12 protein-coding genes are annotated in these 14,557 nt (G+C 54.6%); 1 reads left to right on the top strand and 11 read right to left on the bottom strand.

All coding sequences use genetic code 11. The annotated features are described in order from the left end of the window. Positions 1 to 22: 22 nt before the first annotated feature. From hemW to gpr, 5 genes are all read right to left on the bottom strand, one after another. On the bottom strand, positions 23 to 1,186 hold the full coding sequence (gene hemW / locus NST08_RS08675) for a radical SAM family heme chaperone HemW (protein ID WP_007129384.1): 1,164 nt from the start codon (positions 1,184 to 1,186) through the stop codon (positions 23 to 25). A 195-nt stretch (positions 1,187 to 1,381) separates the two neighbouring features. Then, positions 1,382 to 3,199: a translation elongation factor 4 gene (gene lepA / locus NST08_RS08670; RefSeq protein WP_007129383.1), complete on the bottom strand. Its 1,818-nt coding sequence runs from the start codon at positions 3,197 to 3,199 to the stop codon at positions 1,382 to 1,384. A gap of 112 nt (positions 3,200 to 3,311) precedes the next feature. Next, complete coding sequence (locus NST08_RS08665) at positions 3,312 to 3,713, bottom strand: hypothetical protein (protein ID WP_007129382.1); 402 nt, start codon at positions 3,711 to 3,713, stop codon at positions 3,312 to 3,314. Positions 3,714 to 3,734: 21 nt separating this feature from the next. Further along, entirely contained in the window at positions 3,735 to 5,132 is a 1,398-nt protein-coding gene (locus NST08_RS08660; RefSeq protein WP_007129381.1) for a stage II sporulation protein P, read from the bottom strand. 417 nt (positions 5,133 to 5,549) lie between these two features. Beyond that, positions 5,550 to 6,551: a GPR endopeptidase gene (gpr, locus tag NST08_RS08655; RefSeq protein WP_007129380.1), complete on the bottom strand. Its 1,002-nt coding sequence runs from the start codon at positions 6,549 to 6,551 to the stop codon at positions 5,550 to 5,552. Between the two features lie 162 nt (positions 6,552 to 6,713). Here gpr and rpsT point away from each other — a divergent pair, with 162 nt between their 5' ends. Beyond that, the gene (gene rpsT, locus NST08_RS08650; protein WP_007129379.1) at positions 6,714 to 6,986 is read left to right on the top strand and encodes a 30S ribosomal protein S20; all 273 of its coding nucleotides are present in this window, start codon (positions 6,714 to 6,716) and stop codon (positions 6,984 to 6,986) included. A 96-nt stretch (positions 6,987 to 7,082) separates the two neighbouring features. Here the strand turns inward: rpsT and holA are convergent, their stop codons facing one another. The 6 genes from holA to NST08_RS08620 form a co-directional block, all read right to left on the bottom strand. Then, on the bottom strand, positions 7,083 to 8,102 hold the full coding sequence (gene holA, locus NST08_RS08645; protein WP_007129378.1) for a DNA polymerase III subunit delta: 1,020 nt from the start codon (positions 8,100 to 8,102) through the stop codon (positions 7,083 to 7,085). 300 nt (positions 8,103 to 8,402) lie between these two features. Then, complete coding sequence (locus NST08_RS08640; RefSeq protein WP_007129377.1) at positions 8,403 to 9,695, bottom strand: anti-sigma factor family protein; 1,293 nt, start codon at positions 9,693 to 9,695, stop codon at positions 8,403 to 8,405. Next, positions 9,692 to 10,240 (bottom strand): RNA polymerase sigma factor, encoded by a 549-nt coding sequence (locus NST08_RS08635; RefSeq protein ID WP_007129376.1) that lies wholly within the window; start codon positions 10,238 to 10,240, stop codon positions 9,692 to 9,694. Before NST08_RS08635 ends, NST08_RS08640 begins: the two co-directional genes overlap by 4 nt. A 183-nt stretch (positions 10,241 to 10,423) precedes the next feature. Continuing rightward, a complete protein-coding gene (locus NST08_RS08630; protein WP_210095251.1) occupies positions 10,424 to 13,153 on the bottom strand; it encodes a ComEC/Rec2 family competence protein in 2,730 nt (909 codons plus the stop codon). Between the two features lie 125 nt (positions 13,154 to 13,278). Beyond that, the gene (locus NST08_RS08625; RefSeq protein WP_210095250.1) at positions 13,279 to 13,797 is read right to left on the bottom strand and encodes a deoxycytidylate deaminase; all 519 of its coding nucleotides are present in this window, start codon (positions 13,795 to 13,797) and stop codon (positions 13,279 to 13,281) included. Between the two features lie 49 nt (positions 13,798 to 13,846). Further along, positions 13,847 to 14,482 carry a ComEA family DNA-binding protein gene (locus NST08_RS08620; protein WP_341034009.1) on the bottom strand — a complete coding sequence of 212 codons (636 nt, stop codon included), beginning with the start codon at positions 14,480 to 14,482 and terminating at the stop codon, positions 13,847 to 13,849. Positions 14,483 to 14,557: the final 75 nt, after the last annotated feature.

Below are 14,557 nucleotides of genomic sequence, written 5' to 3'. Positions count from 1 at the left end.
GAGCGCATAAAAGTTCAATAGATTAATTTGCCGACAGGGTGCCGATAAATTCGGCGAACACTTCATTGCCGAACAGGATGCCTTTAGAGCTCAGCCTGTACCCATCCTCCGTCGTTTCAAGCAAGCCCGCGCTCACCATTTTGCTCAGGGGACGCTTGAATACCTCGTCCAACGAAGCATCGAACTGCTGTTCGAATCGGGTCCGGGAAATACCGTCCAGGACGCGGAGTCCGACCATCAAGAAATCCTCCATCGCTTCCTCTCTTGATACCTCGAAGCTTTCCAGCCGCGGCAGCCCGGTTCTTGCCGCTTCATTATAAGGGTTCACTCCCTTAATATTTACGTGGCGCTGACGGTTGATATAACCGTGAGCTCCGGCGCCAAGCCCGTAGTAATCCTCATTGCGCCAGTACGTCATATTGTGGCGGCTCTCGTAACCAGGCTTCGCAAAGTTACTGATCTCATACTGCTTATAGCCTGCCGCCTTCATGCGCTCCATTAATAGAAGATACATGTTCAGCTCATCCTCTTCATCTGGAAGCGGGAGCTGATTTTTCTGGTACATGGTATGGAACAACGTATTCTCCTCCACCTTCAGGCTGTAGATGGAGTAATGGGGAAGCCTGAGCTCCAGCGCCTTATCCACGCTTTCCGCCAGCATCTCCAAGGTTTGATTCGGCAGGCCGAACATCAGGTCGATGGACATGTTGTCAAAACCTGCGGCTCTCGCGTTATCCAGGCTGCGGTACACATCATCCGTATCATGGATGCGACCGATTCCGGACAACAGGCTGTTCTGGAAGGCCTGAACGCCGAAGCTGATCCGGTTCACTCCGCCTTCGCGCATAACCTTAAGCTTCTCCAGATCCGTTGTCCCGGGATTCGCCTCCATCGAGAACTCGATATCGTCCGACCACACCGGAAAATGCCGCTTGACGCTATGCAGAAAGTACTCCATTTCATCCGGCTTTAGAACCGTCGGTGTTCCCCCGCCGACAAAGATGCTCTTGATTGCTCCCGGAGGATGGGCTTTGACCGTCAATTCCATTTCGTGATCCAGTGCCCGCAGATAGTCCATAACCGGCTGATCCTTCAAAACGTAGGAATTAAAATCGCAGTAAAAGCATTTATTCGTGCAGAACGGAATATGGATATACACCGCTTCCGTTCGTTGATTATTCGTCATTTCGTATTCGCCCCTTCTTTGCTTGCCCGACTGGAGACTTCTTCTACTATATCCCCTGGCACCTGTTCAATGAAAGAAAAGGAAAGCCATAAAACCGGCTTTCCCATCATTTGACTCCCAAAACAGGCATTATGAGGTTGAATGGCAGGCTGCAGCTTGGTCGTTCATGGCCTGCCGCCTCGCTTGTTCAAATCATTACTTGTCGTCGATTTTCAGCACCGCCATGAAGGCTTCCTGTGGCACCTCGACGTTGCCGACCTGCTTCATCCGCTTCTTCCCTTCCTTCTGCTTCTCCAGAAGCTTCCGTTTACGGGAAATATCGCCGCCGTAGCATTTCGCCAGGACGTTCTTGCGCATCGCCTTGACGGTTTCGCGGGCAACAACCTTCGTTCCGACCGATGCCTGGATTGGCACCTCGAACATCTGGCGCGGAATGAGCTCGCGCAGCTTCTCGCAGATCGCACGGCCCCGGTGGTAAGCGCGGTCCTTATGCACGATAAAGGACAAGGCGTCAACCTGCTCGCCGTTCAGCAGAATATCCATCTTAACAAGATTGGATCTGCGGTATCCGGAGATTTCGTAGTCAAACGAAGCATAGCCCTTCGTACTGGACTTCAGTTGATCGAAGAAATCATACACGATCTCGGACAGCGGAATTTCATACGTAATTGTGACGCGCGTCGTATCCAGATACTCCATGTTGATGAATTCCCCGCGTTTCGCCTGGCACAGCTCCATAATCGCTCCGACATAATCATTCGGGACGATAATGCCCGCCTTGACATACGGCTCTTCCACATAATCGATCTTGCCGATCTCCGGATAGTGGGACGGGTTATCGATCTGCATCTGATCGCCGTTGGTCAGCGTCACGCGGTAGATAACGCTCGGCGCCGTCGTAATCAGCGGAATGTTGAATTCCCGCTCGATCCGCTCCTGGATGACATCCATATGAAGCAGGCCTAAAAATCCGCATCGGAAGCCGAAGCCGAGCGCGCTCGAGGTTTCAGGCTCGAAGCTCAAGGACGCATCGTTAAGCTGCAGCTTCTCCAGCGCTTCGCGCAAATCGTTGTAATCCGACGTTTCGATCGGATACAGGCCGCAGAATACCATCGGGTTGATCTTCCGGTAGCCCGGAAGAGGCTCGGCCGTCGGACGCTTTGCATCGGTTACCGTATCGCCGACGCGGGTGTCTCCCACGCTCTTGATGCCGGCCACGATGAAGCCTACGTCGCCGACGTTGAGCTCGTCCACGATGCTCATGCGCGGCTTGAACGCGCCGACCTCGATGACCTCGAAGGTCTTGCCTGTCGCCATCATTTTGATCATCGAACCGGCCTTGATGCTGCCGTCGATGACGCGGACATACACGATGACGCCCCGATAAGGGTCGTAATGCGAGTCAAAGATCAACGCCTTCAGCGGCTCCTCGGGACTGCCCGTAGGTGCAGGAACCTTCTGCACGACCTGCTCCAAAATCTCTTTGATTCCGATGCCGGCCTTGGCGGAAGCATGCACCGCTTCGCTCGCGTCCAGACCGATCACGTCCTCGATCTCCTGCTTGACCCGGTCCGGGTCGGCGCTAGGCAGATCGATTTTGTTGATAACCGGCAAAATTTCAAGATCGTTATCCAGCGCCAAATATACGTTGGCCAGTGTCTGCGCTTCAATTCCTTGAGCAGCGTCGACGACGAGCAGCGCGCCTTCGCAGGCAGCCAGGCTTCGGGAGACCTCATACGTGAAGTCGACGTGTCCTGGAGTATCAATCAGGTTCAAGATGTACTCCTCGCCGTCGTCGGCCTTATAAGTAAGGCGTACAGCCTGCAGCTTGATGGTGATGCCGCGCTCTCTCTCCAGATCCATCTGATCAAGGACCTGCTCCTGCATTTCGCGCGAGGTCAGCGCGCCCGTAAACTCCAGAATGCGGTCCGCAAGCGTCGATTTACCATGGTCTATATGTGCAATAATACAAAAGTTACGAATTTTTTGTTGTCTTACTTGTACGTCCGTCATGCTAACCCCCAACAACCACCAGATGTTTGAATCAATTTATTATACCAGTTGAGGGGATGCACAGCAATGGCTAAGGCGCGGCTGCCCGAGATTCGGCTGCCGAAATGGCGCATCATTCCACGATGGATCCGAACATCGATACGACCCAGCGGATGCTCTGGTCCGACAGCTCTTGGAGCAGACCTGCCGTTTTGTCCGCCAGCACATCGGCCGGCGGGCTTGAGCGTTCAGGAAGGAGGATGTCCCGCGGCAGCGGTTCGAACTCGGGCCGGATCTCCGTCTCCTCGTTCGGGCCGGAAGCCGGAGGCGACTTCCGTACGCCGCCCCAGCCGCTGCCTTCAGCCGCCGTTCCTGCTTCGGACTGCCCGGCAGCAGGCTCCTGCTGCACTTGCTGCACCGTTTGAACGCCGCCAGCCGGGGGCGATGCTTTTTCCCCGCCGAGCTGCATGCCGATCAATATGCCGATGCCTGTCCATATGAGCAGAGCCACGAATCGTTTCCCCGTTCTTGACATCAGAGTCCCCTCCTCCAGTATTTACCCGGCTTTCCGTTCGTCGTTCCGGGAAGCTTCCGTACCGTCCTTCCGGCCTGCCGAGGCCGACAGCTTATCGGCCTTGGCGTCCTTCTTCACGCTGGCTTTCTTCGCTTCCTGCTCTTGCCAGTACACTTCGGCAATAATATCGGCCAGCACCTCGGCCGTTCGCTGCAGCTCTTCCTTCGTATTGTCGATTCCGCCGATCTCGATCAGGATGCTGTTTGGCGACAGGGACTGATTATATTCCCCGTTCCCCTGGTCGGCCGATTTGCCCCACACGCCGCGTGAAATGCCCGGGTACGACGCTTCCAGCTTCGCATTGATTTTGCTGGCGAACGCCTCGTTTTTTCTCCAGTTCTCGTTGGCATGTCCAATAATGAAGTACACCTTGGCGTAATTGACCCCGTTTACGGTAGCGGTCGTTTTGCTGTAGCGCTGGGAATCCCGGTGGATATCGATCAGATAGGTCAAATCATCGTGACGGCCCATCGCTTCGAGCACCGTCTGCCTGGAATATTTATAGGAATAATTATAGTTATAGCCTTCTACGGTCGATTGATAGTCGCTTTTGTCGTGCAGGGTCCCGATCCCGTTGGCCTCGAGGCGTTTTGCCATGAAGCTGCCGACCAGCATGACATTTTTGCTCGGCGACACGGCGCCGGGATTGTCCGAAGGATGGGTGAGGAGCGGATTGTAGGCTTCCTGCGGATGGGAATGATAGATCAGCACCGCCTTCTTGCCGTCGGTCGTTTGTCCGTTCTTGGATGTGCCTCCGGGCTCGTTCTTGCTGTCCGTTCCTTGGCCCTCGCCTTCGCCCGGTCCGTCTTCGCCGTTCTGCTGCTCCTGCCCGTTATCCTCGCCCGCCTCTGGCGGCTGCTCGCCGTTATCCGGATTCTCGCCCGGATTTCCTACGGGGTTCTCTCCCGGGTCCGCCGCCCCCTCGGCGGTGTCCGGCCGATAATCCGCGGGCGCTTCCCCGTCTTCATTGCCGGAGCCGCTATGCAGCTGAACCGGCTGATTGGCTCTCATCCCCGGCAGCTCTCCGGCGAGCAGACTCTTCGGATCTCTCGGATTCACGCTCGTCAACAGCTGAAACACGAAGGTCGACATCTTCTCCCCGGAGAAGCTGGAATCTTCCTTGGAAGCGGCCATATGCGGCATCTCCATCCCGATCATATCAATAAAAAAGTGACTTGATAGGGAAGCGGCCAGCCCCTTCATCGAAGACACAGGCGAGCTGTTCAGCCGCTGCTCGGCCATCCCCCCAAGCCCCAGCAAAATAAAAAAGATGAGAGAGCCCAGCATCAGAACGATCAGCGTTTTGCCCATGCTCAAACCTTCCATCACATTTCGTCTCAGTCTGGCAATATTCCAGATGCGAAACTTACGGTTGTTCATATCGGAGTCCTCCTCGGCTTCAGCGGGGAAGCGGCACACTCGAAGCTCATGTCCCCGCTCTCTGTGATCTCTTATACTCCCAATCTATGAACCGGATGGAATCGATAGAACTAGAAAAGTTGAATCATTGAAAAGATGGTAGGGCAAGTATGTAAAATGTTCCTATAATCGCTGTTGGTTTCAGACTTCATGATTTATAGAACCTGGCACAGTAGAAATCCGAAGCCAAAGGCGGCCTCAAGCGTATGCTTTCGATGCAGCTTTTTCCTTCAGAAAGCTTTCGATTTTTTCGAATCTTTCACTTCCTTGCCAGCATCGTATACTTAATTCAACTTATACAAATAAAAGAATAGGGGAGAAATATAAAAGCTCCGATAGATTCGGAGCTTAGGAGCTTTATTCGGTATAACCCGCTTGCTAGTGGGTGTACGCGCCCGTATTGCCGGGATCCACCGCCTCGTGCAGCGCTGCGTTCAAACCTGACGCTACGATATTAGCGATGTCTTCGATAAATTCATCGATCTCTTTCGGGGTGACAATCAAATCATGCCCCAAAGGCTCGAGCACTTCCTTAACGAGGGCAAGCCGCTCGCCTTCGGACAAATTTTGCAGCATCCCCATGATCTTGCCCGTCTCCGGCGCCTTCTCGCCGAAATGGGATTTCATGAGCTCAATGGCATTGTTGACGATCGTCGACGCATAGCAAACGGTTGGCACTCCAATCGCAATGCAGGGCACCCCGAGCACTTCCTTGGTCAAGCCTTTCCGTTTATTGCCGATGCCCGAGCCGGGATGAATGCCGATATCCGCAATTTGGATCGTCGTATTCACCCGCTCCAGCGATCGGGATGCCAGCGCATCGATCGCGATGATGAAATCCGGACGGGTTCGCTCCACGATCCCTTGAACCGTCTCGCTGGATTCTATTCCCGTAAGGCCGAGGACGCCCGGCGCTATGGCGCTCACTTGGCGGTAGCCGGGGGCTACACGGTCCGGCATCAGTTCAAAGTATTGGCGCGTAACCATGACATTTTCCACCACCAGCGGCCCCAGGGAATCCGGAGTCACATTCCAGTTGCCGAGCCCGACGATGAGCGCGCTCGCTTTCGGACCTATGCCGATCCGCTCCATGAACGCTTCGAACTCACGCGCGAATACGACGGATACCTGTTCCTGAAGCCCGGTATCCCCCTTCCGAAGATCGGGAACCTCGAGCGTGACGTAGTGCCCCTTCACTCTTCCGATTTGCTGGGAGGCCGCGTCGTTCTCCACATCGAGCCTTGTAATTTTAATACCGTCCTCCTGAACGACATCCTCCATCAAGCCCGGAATGGGCGGGCTGCCGGCCCCTCCGGCAAGCTCCCTTGATTCCACGGCAAGGTCGGTTCGGACGGAATATTTCTGAAGATCCAGATCCATCTAAATTCACACTCCTCCTCATATTGCTACTAGTGTGTGAGAGGAGGGAAGAGATTATGCAGAAGTCTTGTTTAGTATTGCTTTTTGTCTACCTCCATGCTAAAATATTTTAAGTTGTGAACCATTTCGCTCTATTGAAATGCCTTACAGGAGGTGAATGTAATGCCAAACATCAAATCCGCGATTAAACGTGTTAAGACTAACGACAAACGCCATGCGCTTAACATTTCTCAAAAATCCGCGCTTCGCACAGCAGTTAAAAATGCTGACGTCGCGTTGAACGGTACAGAAATCGAGGCTGCTAAAGCTGCTTTCCAAGCCGCTTCCAAGAAGCTCGATAAAGCTGTTACAAAGGGCCTGATCCATAAGAATGCAGCTGCCCGCAAGAAATCCCGTCTGGCGAAAAGACTGAACGCTCTTACGTCCCAAGCGTAATCGTTTGTTGAATAAGACATTGGAAAAAGCCCTGACCTTCGGTTTATACCGGGTCAGGGCTTTTTGAATTGTTGCCTGGTCGCCACAGCTATGTGATCAAGCGCCCAGTCTCAGCAAAAACAGCTCGATCCCCAGCACCTTGTCCACCGCTCCGGTCTTCATCTGATAATCCAGATTCGCCAGATGGTTCAAAATGCCTTCAAGCCGGGCCGATTCGAATTTACGCGCCTGCTCTCCCGCGATTTTCACCGCATAGGGATGCAGCCCAAGCTGGGAAGCGATCTGCTGCTGCGAATAGCTCTGCGCCGACAACGTCTTCACCTGCAAAATAATCCGGAACTGCCTGGTGATCAGGGCCGCGATTTTGATCGGCTCCTCCCGCTGCTTCAGCAGCTCATAGTAGATGCCGAGCGCCTTATCCAGCCTCAGGTTGGCAATATCCTCCACCAAGGCAAATACATTCTGCTCCGTACTGCGGGCTACCAGCATATCGACCGTGGAGGTATCGATCGTTCCCCCATCGCCTGCATACAGGCACAGCTTCTCGATCTCGCCGGCCAATGTCTGAAGGCTCGTCCCGGCATTGCGGACGATGGCCTCAGCCGCTCCCTCGCGCAGGGAGCATCCCCTATTACGCACCTGCTTGTCCACCCAGCGAAGCAGATCCTCGCCGCCGAGCGGAGCAAAGGAAAGCGAGACTCCTGCTTTTTTAACCGCTTTGACCACCTTTTTGCGTTCATCGAGCTTCTCCGCTCCCACCATAAACACAATGACGCTGTAATCGGCTGGATTGTTCAAATATTCAAGCAAGGCCTCCGGTTTGTGCTCTACCTTCCCATTGTCCTTGGCCGCAGTAAAAAACGATGTATCTCGTACGAAAACAAGCTTTTTCTGAACCATAAAAGGAACGGTCTCGGCTTCTTCGACCACGGCCTGAATCGGAGTCTCCCCCAAATCCATATGGACGATGGCAAAGTCGCGATCTTCCTTGGGAATCAGCTGGGTCTCCAGAAATTCGGCAAACTCCCTCATCTGAAACTTTTCGCTGCCGTACAGCAAATATACGGAAGACACATCCCCCTGCTTGACCGCCTTGGCCGCCGCTTTGGCATCCATCGGCGTCCCCCCCTTTCTCTCTGTACACTATACCAAAAAAGACGACCCGAAAGCGATAGCGAATGAAGAGCCGCTGCAAAAACAAAGAGACCTCGGCTATGACAGCGGCAAGGTCCCTTCGTCCCAACACATCTATATAAACGCCGGACAGGATGCTCTAGAAACATCCCGCCGCCGGTCATACGACGGTGGTTGGTATAATGCTCTCTCTAATTTATCTTATTCATATCTCCTGGTAATTGTGCGAGCAATACGCTCTTTTCTATAAGTTCACATCGGAAAATATGCGGGTGCCCCGGCTTATGGCTTAGCCGGCGGTTCCTTGGAAGACGGCTGCCCGGACTGCGGCGGGGCCGTTTCTTCCACGGTGTAAACCGATTCGATCAGTTCAGCGTTGACTTTGACTTTGTACTTGAAGGTCAAGCTGTCTGGGGACCATTGTCCGGACACCAAGCTTCCACCCAGTGGAAGCCTTCCGATCTCTTCCATCGACTGCTGCTGTTCAGCTTCGCTGTTTGCAGCCGGAACCCGATAGATCACAAGCTGATCTCCCTCCGAGGAAGCCATGTATCGCGCATTCGGCGATGTCCATTGTTCCGGAGCTCTCATGATGCCCATCATCTGATCCGCCGGCTCTGTCGATTCCAGCGCTGCCGCGCTGCCGCCCTCATCCGCTGCCGGATCCTGGGCCGGCGGCTGCGTATCCGCATTCGGAGTGGCAGGTTCCTGCGGCGGAGACACGGCGTCCGAGCTGCCGCCGTTGGCTGGCTCGCTTTGATCGGATGGCGGTTCTGCCGATCCGGGATTATACGAATTGGCGTTGGCCGAATGGGTTGAGGTTTTATCATTCGATTCGACCGGGGCTCTCATGCCAGCCGCCGGATTCGATTCGCTCGCGTTCGGGTCACCGGAGTCCTTCGGCTGTCCGTTTCCTTCACCCGACGCGTTTGGCGGATCCGATTGTTCCTTGGCCGTCTCATCGCTTCCGGTTTCCTTCGAAGGCTCGTCTTCGGAAGGAGTGGCCTCGTTCATCGGAGCGTAGCCTTCGGCCGAGCCCGAACCGGCATCCTTGTTCATGATTCTCGGCTCCTCGGATGGATGCTCCGCTTCAGGTGCGGCATCCGGCAGCCCTGCACTTGTCGTGCTTGCTTCCTCGTTATAAGGAAGCTCGGCATCCGACAGCATTTTCGGCTGATAGTTGAATATCGCCACTCCCAAGATAACGGCCGCGGCGGCAGCGCCGATTGCGGTTCTGCCTGCGATGGTGCCCCACCAGCTGCCGGCTCGCTTCGTCCGGCCAAGCTCCGGCGTCATCTCGGAAGACTTCTCATTTTTCGCTGCCTGCTCATCCATGAGGCTGCCGCGTTCAAGGTCGATGGCAACCAGTTTGGGCATAATCGCATCCACCAAACTGACAGGCGGAGACACGGCCGGCAGATCCTCAAGCTCACGATTCAATGCTTTCAATATTTGAAAGGTTTCCGCACACTCCTTGCAAACAGCCACATGCTGAAACATCTCAGCCGTCTCCTCCGGAGTCAGATCCCGGTCCAAATACCGGTGCATGCGTTCCACCACCTCTTGGCAATTCATCCTGATACACCACCTTTCTGATGCTCATGCAGCATGTTCTGCAGCTGCTGCCTGGCCCTGAACAAATACGATTTGACCGTGTTCAGCGGCAAATTCAGGCAGTCTGCGATTTCGTTGTAGGATAAGTCCTGCAAATACCTAAGGACGATGACCGTACGGTGATGATCCGGCAGCTGATTGATGGCCTGCTGAATATCCTGGGCAATGTAGCCCGACATGACTTCTCTTTCGACATCCTGGCTGTCCTGAAACACCAGATCATGCTCGTCAATGGACACCGTCGGCTTGTTCCTGCGGAATTTATCGATGCAAATGTTGGTTACGATCCGCTGAACCCAGGTCTTGAACTGCGCTTTCTCTTCATAGGAATTGATCTTGGTGTACACGCGGATCAATGCCTCCTGAGCAGCATCCATCGCATCCTGTTCATTGTTCAGAATATAATAGGCCGTTCGGTAAACATGTTGCTCGATTTCTCGCAATAGGGTGATTAGAGCGTCGCGATCGCCCGATTGAGCGGCTCTGATGAGTCCCTGCTCCACCACAGTGGATCCCCCTCTCCCTGCATACATACAGACGGAAATGATGACAAAAATGTTGCAGTATGTAACCTATGAATTTTTAAGAAACTTCATCTAACTATACCAAATATATAGAGCAACGTCATCCGCCTGTTATTTCATACCACATCGATCATACTACGATTCAGGCTATTCAGGACAGACCCTCTAAGGATTTAGTCTGGATCGCACTTTTATGGCTCCGTCCTTTACGATCATTTGAATTTCGCCATGCCGATTGGTCTGGTATATCACCGATCGGTACTGCTCCAATCGGGCGACCACATCCGGGTGGGGATGCCCGTACCTATTGTTAACGCCGGCGGAGATGACTGCAGCCCTCGGCTGCCAGGCGTCCATCCACCGGACTGACGTGGAGGTTTTGCTCCCGTGGTGGGCAACCTTCATCACATCGATCGGTTCATTTAATAACGGCAGGCCGCCTCCATCCGTACGCTCTTCCATATGAAGCAATATTTTTTGCTCTGCCGCTTCGTCCGTATCGCCGGTGAATAAAAACCGGCATCCGTTCATGTGAAGCACGAATACGAGCGAGGCATGATTTTGCTCCTTGACCAGGGATAATGCCTGGCCGCTCTCGCCGGACGGTGACGTGACCGGGGACAAAAACCGGATTTCCGTGTCCTTGCCAAGCTTCCATTCCATAAGATCCGCTCCGGCGCGATATACGGGAATATTCTTCCGAAGGGCGATCGCCATGCTTTGGCGAAAGGCGTCCGAATCGGTCAAGCTGCCATTAAAGACGATGGAATCCACAGGAATTTCACGGAGCACGGCTTGGAGTCCGCCGATATGATCCTGGTCTCCATGGGACATGATTACAGCGTCCAGCCGGTGCACGCCCCTTTTTTTCAACAAGGGAACGACGACCTTCTCCCCGACTTCGTATGGAGACTTTCGCTCCTTCCATGCATCCGAAGGCTTTCGGAAGCTGAGTGTCCCGCCGCCGTCAATAAGGATATGCTTGCCTTCCGGCGTTGTGACCAGGATCGAATCGCCCTGTCCCACATCCAAAAACTGCACCAAGCCCGCCCCGTGCAGGGACGAGGGGCGATAGCCATCGAACAGAAGCAGGCACAGCGCAAACGCTAATACCGCAGCAGCTGTCCTTCCCCCGAATCGAACGATATAATCGCTCATCCGCCAATAACCTCTCCACCGAAGCGCGCCGGACAACCGGTCCAGCAGGGGAAATATCCCCGCCGCCTCAACATGATTCAGGCGGTCTCTTATCAAGGCTTCCTTCCGTGCGCCATCCAGGGGCACCGTATCATCGGTTGGCTGTTCCCTGAACTGGCGGATCGCCTCGGCTCTCTTGCTTAATATATGCAGCAGGCCGTACAAGAGCGCAAAATATACAATGATCCACAGCAAGTCCGGCGAAGGCCAGATCGTCATCAATGCCGAGCCGTTCATCCAGCCGACCAGCCGGAACGTCAAATCGTTCAACCATTCGGTCAGACCGGCGATCCAGCCTGCTCCCCGCATCCAGACCCAGCTTAACAGCAGAGACGTCATCCCCAAAGGGAGCACGATCAAGCTGATAACTGGCACCAACAACAAGTTCGCGGCGACGGATACGAGCGAGAATTGATTGAAGTAATAGATGGTCAGCGGAAAGGATACCCACTGGGCAACGAGGGTAACGCCGGCCGTCCCCGCCAGCCAGCGGGGCATAAAGGACAACAGCGGCATTATCTTTGGCACAAAGATCATGAGCCCGGCCGTGACGATAAAGGATAACTGAAAGCTGACGTCGACCAGAAAATATGGATTGTACATCAGCATCGCCAAGGCGGCAGCGCTTAATATATGCAAGCCGTCCTTAAGGAGCCCCCGCCTTGCCGCATACAGTCCGATCATTCCCATAATGCCCGCCCGGACAATCGATGGACTGGCCCCTGTCAAGAGGACGTACGCAGGCAGTAGGCACATCACCACCGTAAGCGAGGCTTCGCGCGTCAGCCGGAGCGTAGAGCAAATAAACAGCAGGCATCCTACAATAACGGCTACATGCATGCCGGAGATCGCGAGGATATGCGTCAGACCGAGCCTTGAAAATTCCGAGAATGTATCAGGATCCAAATCATCCCGATTGCCGATGACAAGTCCCTTCATATACCCTGCATGAACACCGCCGTACAATTGTTCCAGCCGATCCCCGAGCGCTCCGCGCAAGGAATCATTCCATCGCAGGATATGGGAGGCGCGCCATCCGTCCGGTGCCGAAGCCTTTACCTGGTCAGCCCCTTTTACCTTCACGATCCAATGAATCTTCTGCGTGCGCAAATAGCGGCGATAATCGAAGCCGTCAAAATTACGCGCGATCCCCGGCTGCTGCAGCTCGCCTGACACATGAACGGAATCTCCGCGCTTCCAGCCTGCCGCGATATTCTGTTCCGCCTGCTCCAGCAGCCGGACCTGAACCATGACGGTGTCTGCCGTCTCCATCGAATTGCCCGGCAGCTTAGCTGGATCCCGATTCACTGCATCCGGCGGCAGTATTCCTTCGATCTCCGCATGGCGCAGCGATACCGTAAAATCCGCGCGATCCCCGTCAATCGCCACCTCCGAAGAGATAACACCGACTCCTGAAATCGGAATCGACTCGGCTTCCCCGCGTTCTAGGGCCGGGACATGCAAATCGGACACGTTCATCGCGTCATGCCACTCCCAGTAAGCAGCGGAACAACACAAGGAGAATATCATGCATATCGTATAGATTTTTCCGACCCGCTCCCATTGACAAACCACAAGCAGCAGAAGCAGAATACCGGCCGCAGCCAGCGCCATCCTCCATCCGGAGGTCAGGCAGGCGATACTGCTTCCGATCACCCATAGCACCGTAAAGACTAGCAGCGGCCTACGCCTCATCATTCCGACCTTCCTTTCCCGAATGCATCATCCCGTTAATTACAATAGAAAAAGAACCCCTGCCTGCAATCCACTGCAAACAAAGGTTCTTCCCCGCATCGCGATTATTCGTTTGTTCAAGAACGTCTCTATTCCTTCACCGCCATCATCGTCTCCCGCGGCGGCTCATACCCCGATAGCTGCCGGAACAGGATCCCCTTCTGCTTCATCATGTTCGATACTTTCTCCGTATCCTTCGGATACGGGCGGTGGAATACCACCTCGACGATTCCGCTGTTGGCCAGCATGTTGGCACAGGTCCAGCAAGGCTCGTCGGTTACGTATACCGTGCTTCCTTCCCTGTCGATCCGGTCGGTAAACAGCAGCAAATTTTGTTCTGCATGAATGGTTCGAATGCACCGCTGCTTCTTCACTACCGTTTCCTTCCCGTCCTGAACAACAAGCTCATAGTCCTCGGCGATCATGCAGCCCGCCTCCGAGCAATCCGGAACCCCCATCGGAGCTCCGTTATAAGCGGTTCCGAGAAGCTTCTTGCCCTGCACGAGCACGGCCCCGACATGGCGCCGCGAGCATTGGGATCGGGTGGATACCATATAAGCAATATCCATGAAGTATGTGTCCCAATCTTTCCGTCGATCCGTATTCATCCGTCATTCACCTGTTCCTTATCAATGTCTCCTTTATTGTAGCACACAGCTAAAGTTCAACGTAAGGCTTCATCTTCTCCAGCATTTTGGGACCGATGCCCTTCACGTTCATTAAATCGGCCACGCTGCGAAACGCCCCGTGCTGGTTCCGGTAATCGATAATGGCCTTTGCTTTAGCCTGCCCGATGCCGGGCAGCTCCATCAGCCCGGCGGCATCCGCCGTATTCACGTTAATGAGGCCGGACCTCGCGCCGGCCGCAGGCAGCGAAGATGAGCTTTCTGTAGGAGTTGCCGCCTCGGTGCCCAAGCCTGCCGGAGGCGCACCGGAGGAAGCTGCAGCGGGGGGCGTCGCCGCGTCCGCATCTGCTTGCGCAGGAGCTTCTCCTTCGGAATGAGCTTCATTCTTGCTGGACTGGGCGGCGACAGGCGCACCCTCCGTTGCCGCCTTCGTCTCAAGGGCTTGCCCGCCGGACCCTGCTTCACCTCGGCTCGCCTCAGTACGGGTTCCAGCACCTCCGGCCGGCGGGGCTTCCCCTTCCGGATGATTCGCGGCAATCGCCTGCTCAAGCTGATCATTTAGAGGCTGCCAGCCCTGAATTCCTTTCTCCGGGCCGCCGGCAAATAGGATCAGTACGCAGCCCAAGGCCGCGGCCGATACACTCCATCCCACTGGAATACGCCTCATCTCTTAAATCCTCCTTTTCATGATAAACATGATTTGCTCATCCAGACTTTGAAGATTTTTCGATCTCAAACCGCA

Origin of the sequence: Paenibacillus sp. FSL K6-1566, from assembly GCF_038050475.1 — a bacterium.
Lineage (GTDB): Bacteria > Bacillota > Bacilli > Paenibacillales > Paenibacillaceae > Paenibacillus_AQ > Paenibacillus_AQ lactis.
This window is presented reverse-complemented; position numbering and strand designations above follow the sequence as displayed.

What these genes read in the sequence shown, in the direction of transcription:
- hemW (WP_007129384.1), bottom strand. Translation starts at nt 1,186, where the DNA reads ATGACGAATAATCAACGAACGGAAGCGGTGTATATCCATATTCCGTTC.
- lepA (WP_007129383.1), bottom strand. Translation starts at nt 3,199, where the DNA reads ATGACGGACGTACAAGTAAGACAACAAAAAATTCGTAACTTTTGTATT.
- NST08_RS08665 (WP_007129382.1), bottom strand. Translation starts at nt 3,713, where the DNA reads ATGTCAAGAACGGGGAAACGATTCGTGGCTCTGCTCATATGGACAGGC.
- NST08_RS08660 (WP_007129381.1), bottom strand. Translation starts at nt 5,132, where the DNA reads ATGAACAACCGTAAGTTTCGCATCTGGAATATTGCCAGACTGAGACGA.
- gpr (WP_007129380.1), bottom strand. Translation starts at nt 6,551, where the DNA reads ATGGATCTGGATCTTCAGAAATATTCCGTCCGAACCGACCTTGCCGTG.
- rpsT (WP_007129379.1), top strand. Translation starts at nt 6,714, where the DNA reads ATGCCAAACATCAAATCCGCGATTAAACGTGTTAAGACTAACGACAAA.
- holA (WP_007129378.1), bottom strand. Translation starts at nt 8,102, where the DNA reads ATGGATGCCAAAGCGGCGGCCAAGGCGGTCAAGCAGGGGGATGTGTCT.
- NST08_RS08640 (WP_007129377.1), bottom strand. Translation starts at nt 9,695, where the DNA reads ATGAATTGCCAAGAGGTGGTGGAACGCATGCACCGGTATTTGGACCGG.
- NST08_RS08630 (WP_210095251.1), bottom strand. Translation starts at nt 13,153, where the DNA reads ATGATGAGGCGTAGGCCGCTGCTAGTCTTTACGGTGCTATGGGTGATC.
- NST08_RS08625 (WP_210095250.1), bottom strand. Translation starts at nt 13,797, where the DNA reads ATGAATACGGATCGACGGAAAGATTGGGACACATACTTCATGGATATT.
- NST08_RS08620 (WP_341034009.1), bottom strand. Translation starts at nt 14,482, where the DNA reads ATGAGGCGTATTCCAGTGGGATGGAGTGTATCGGCCGCGGCCTTGGGC.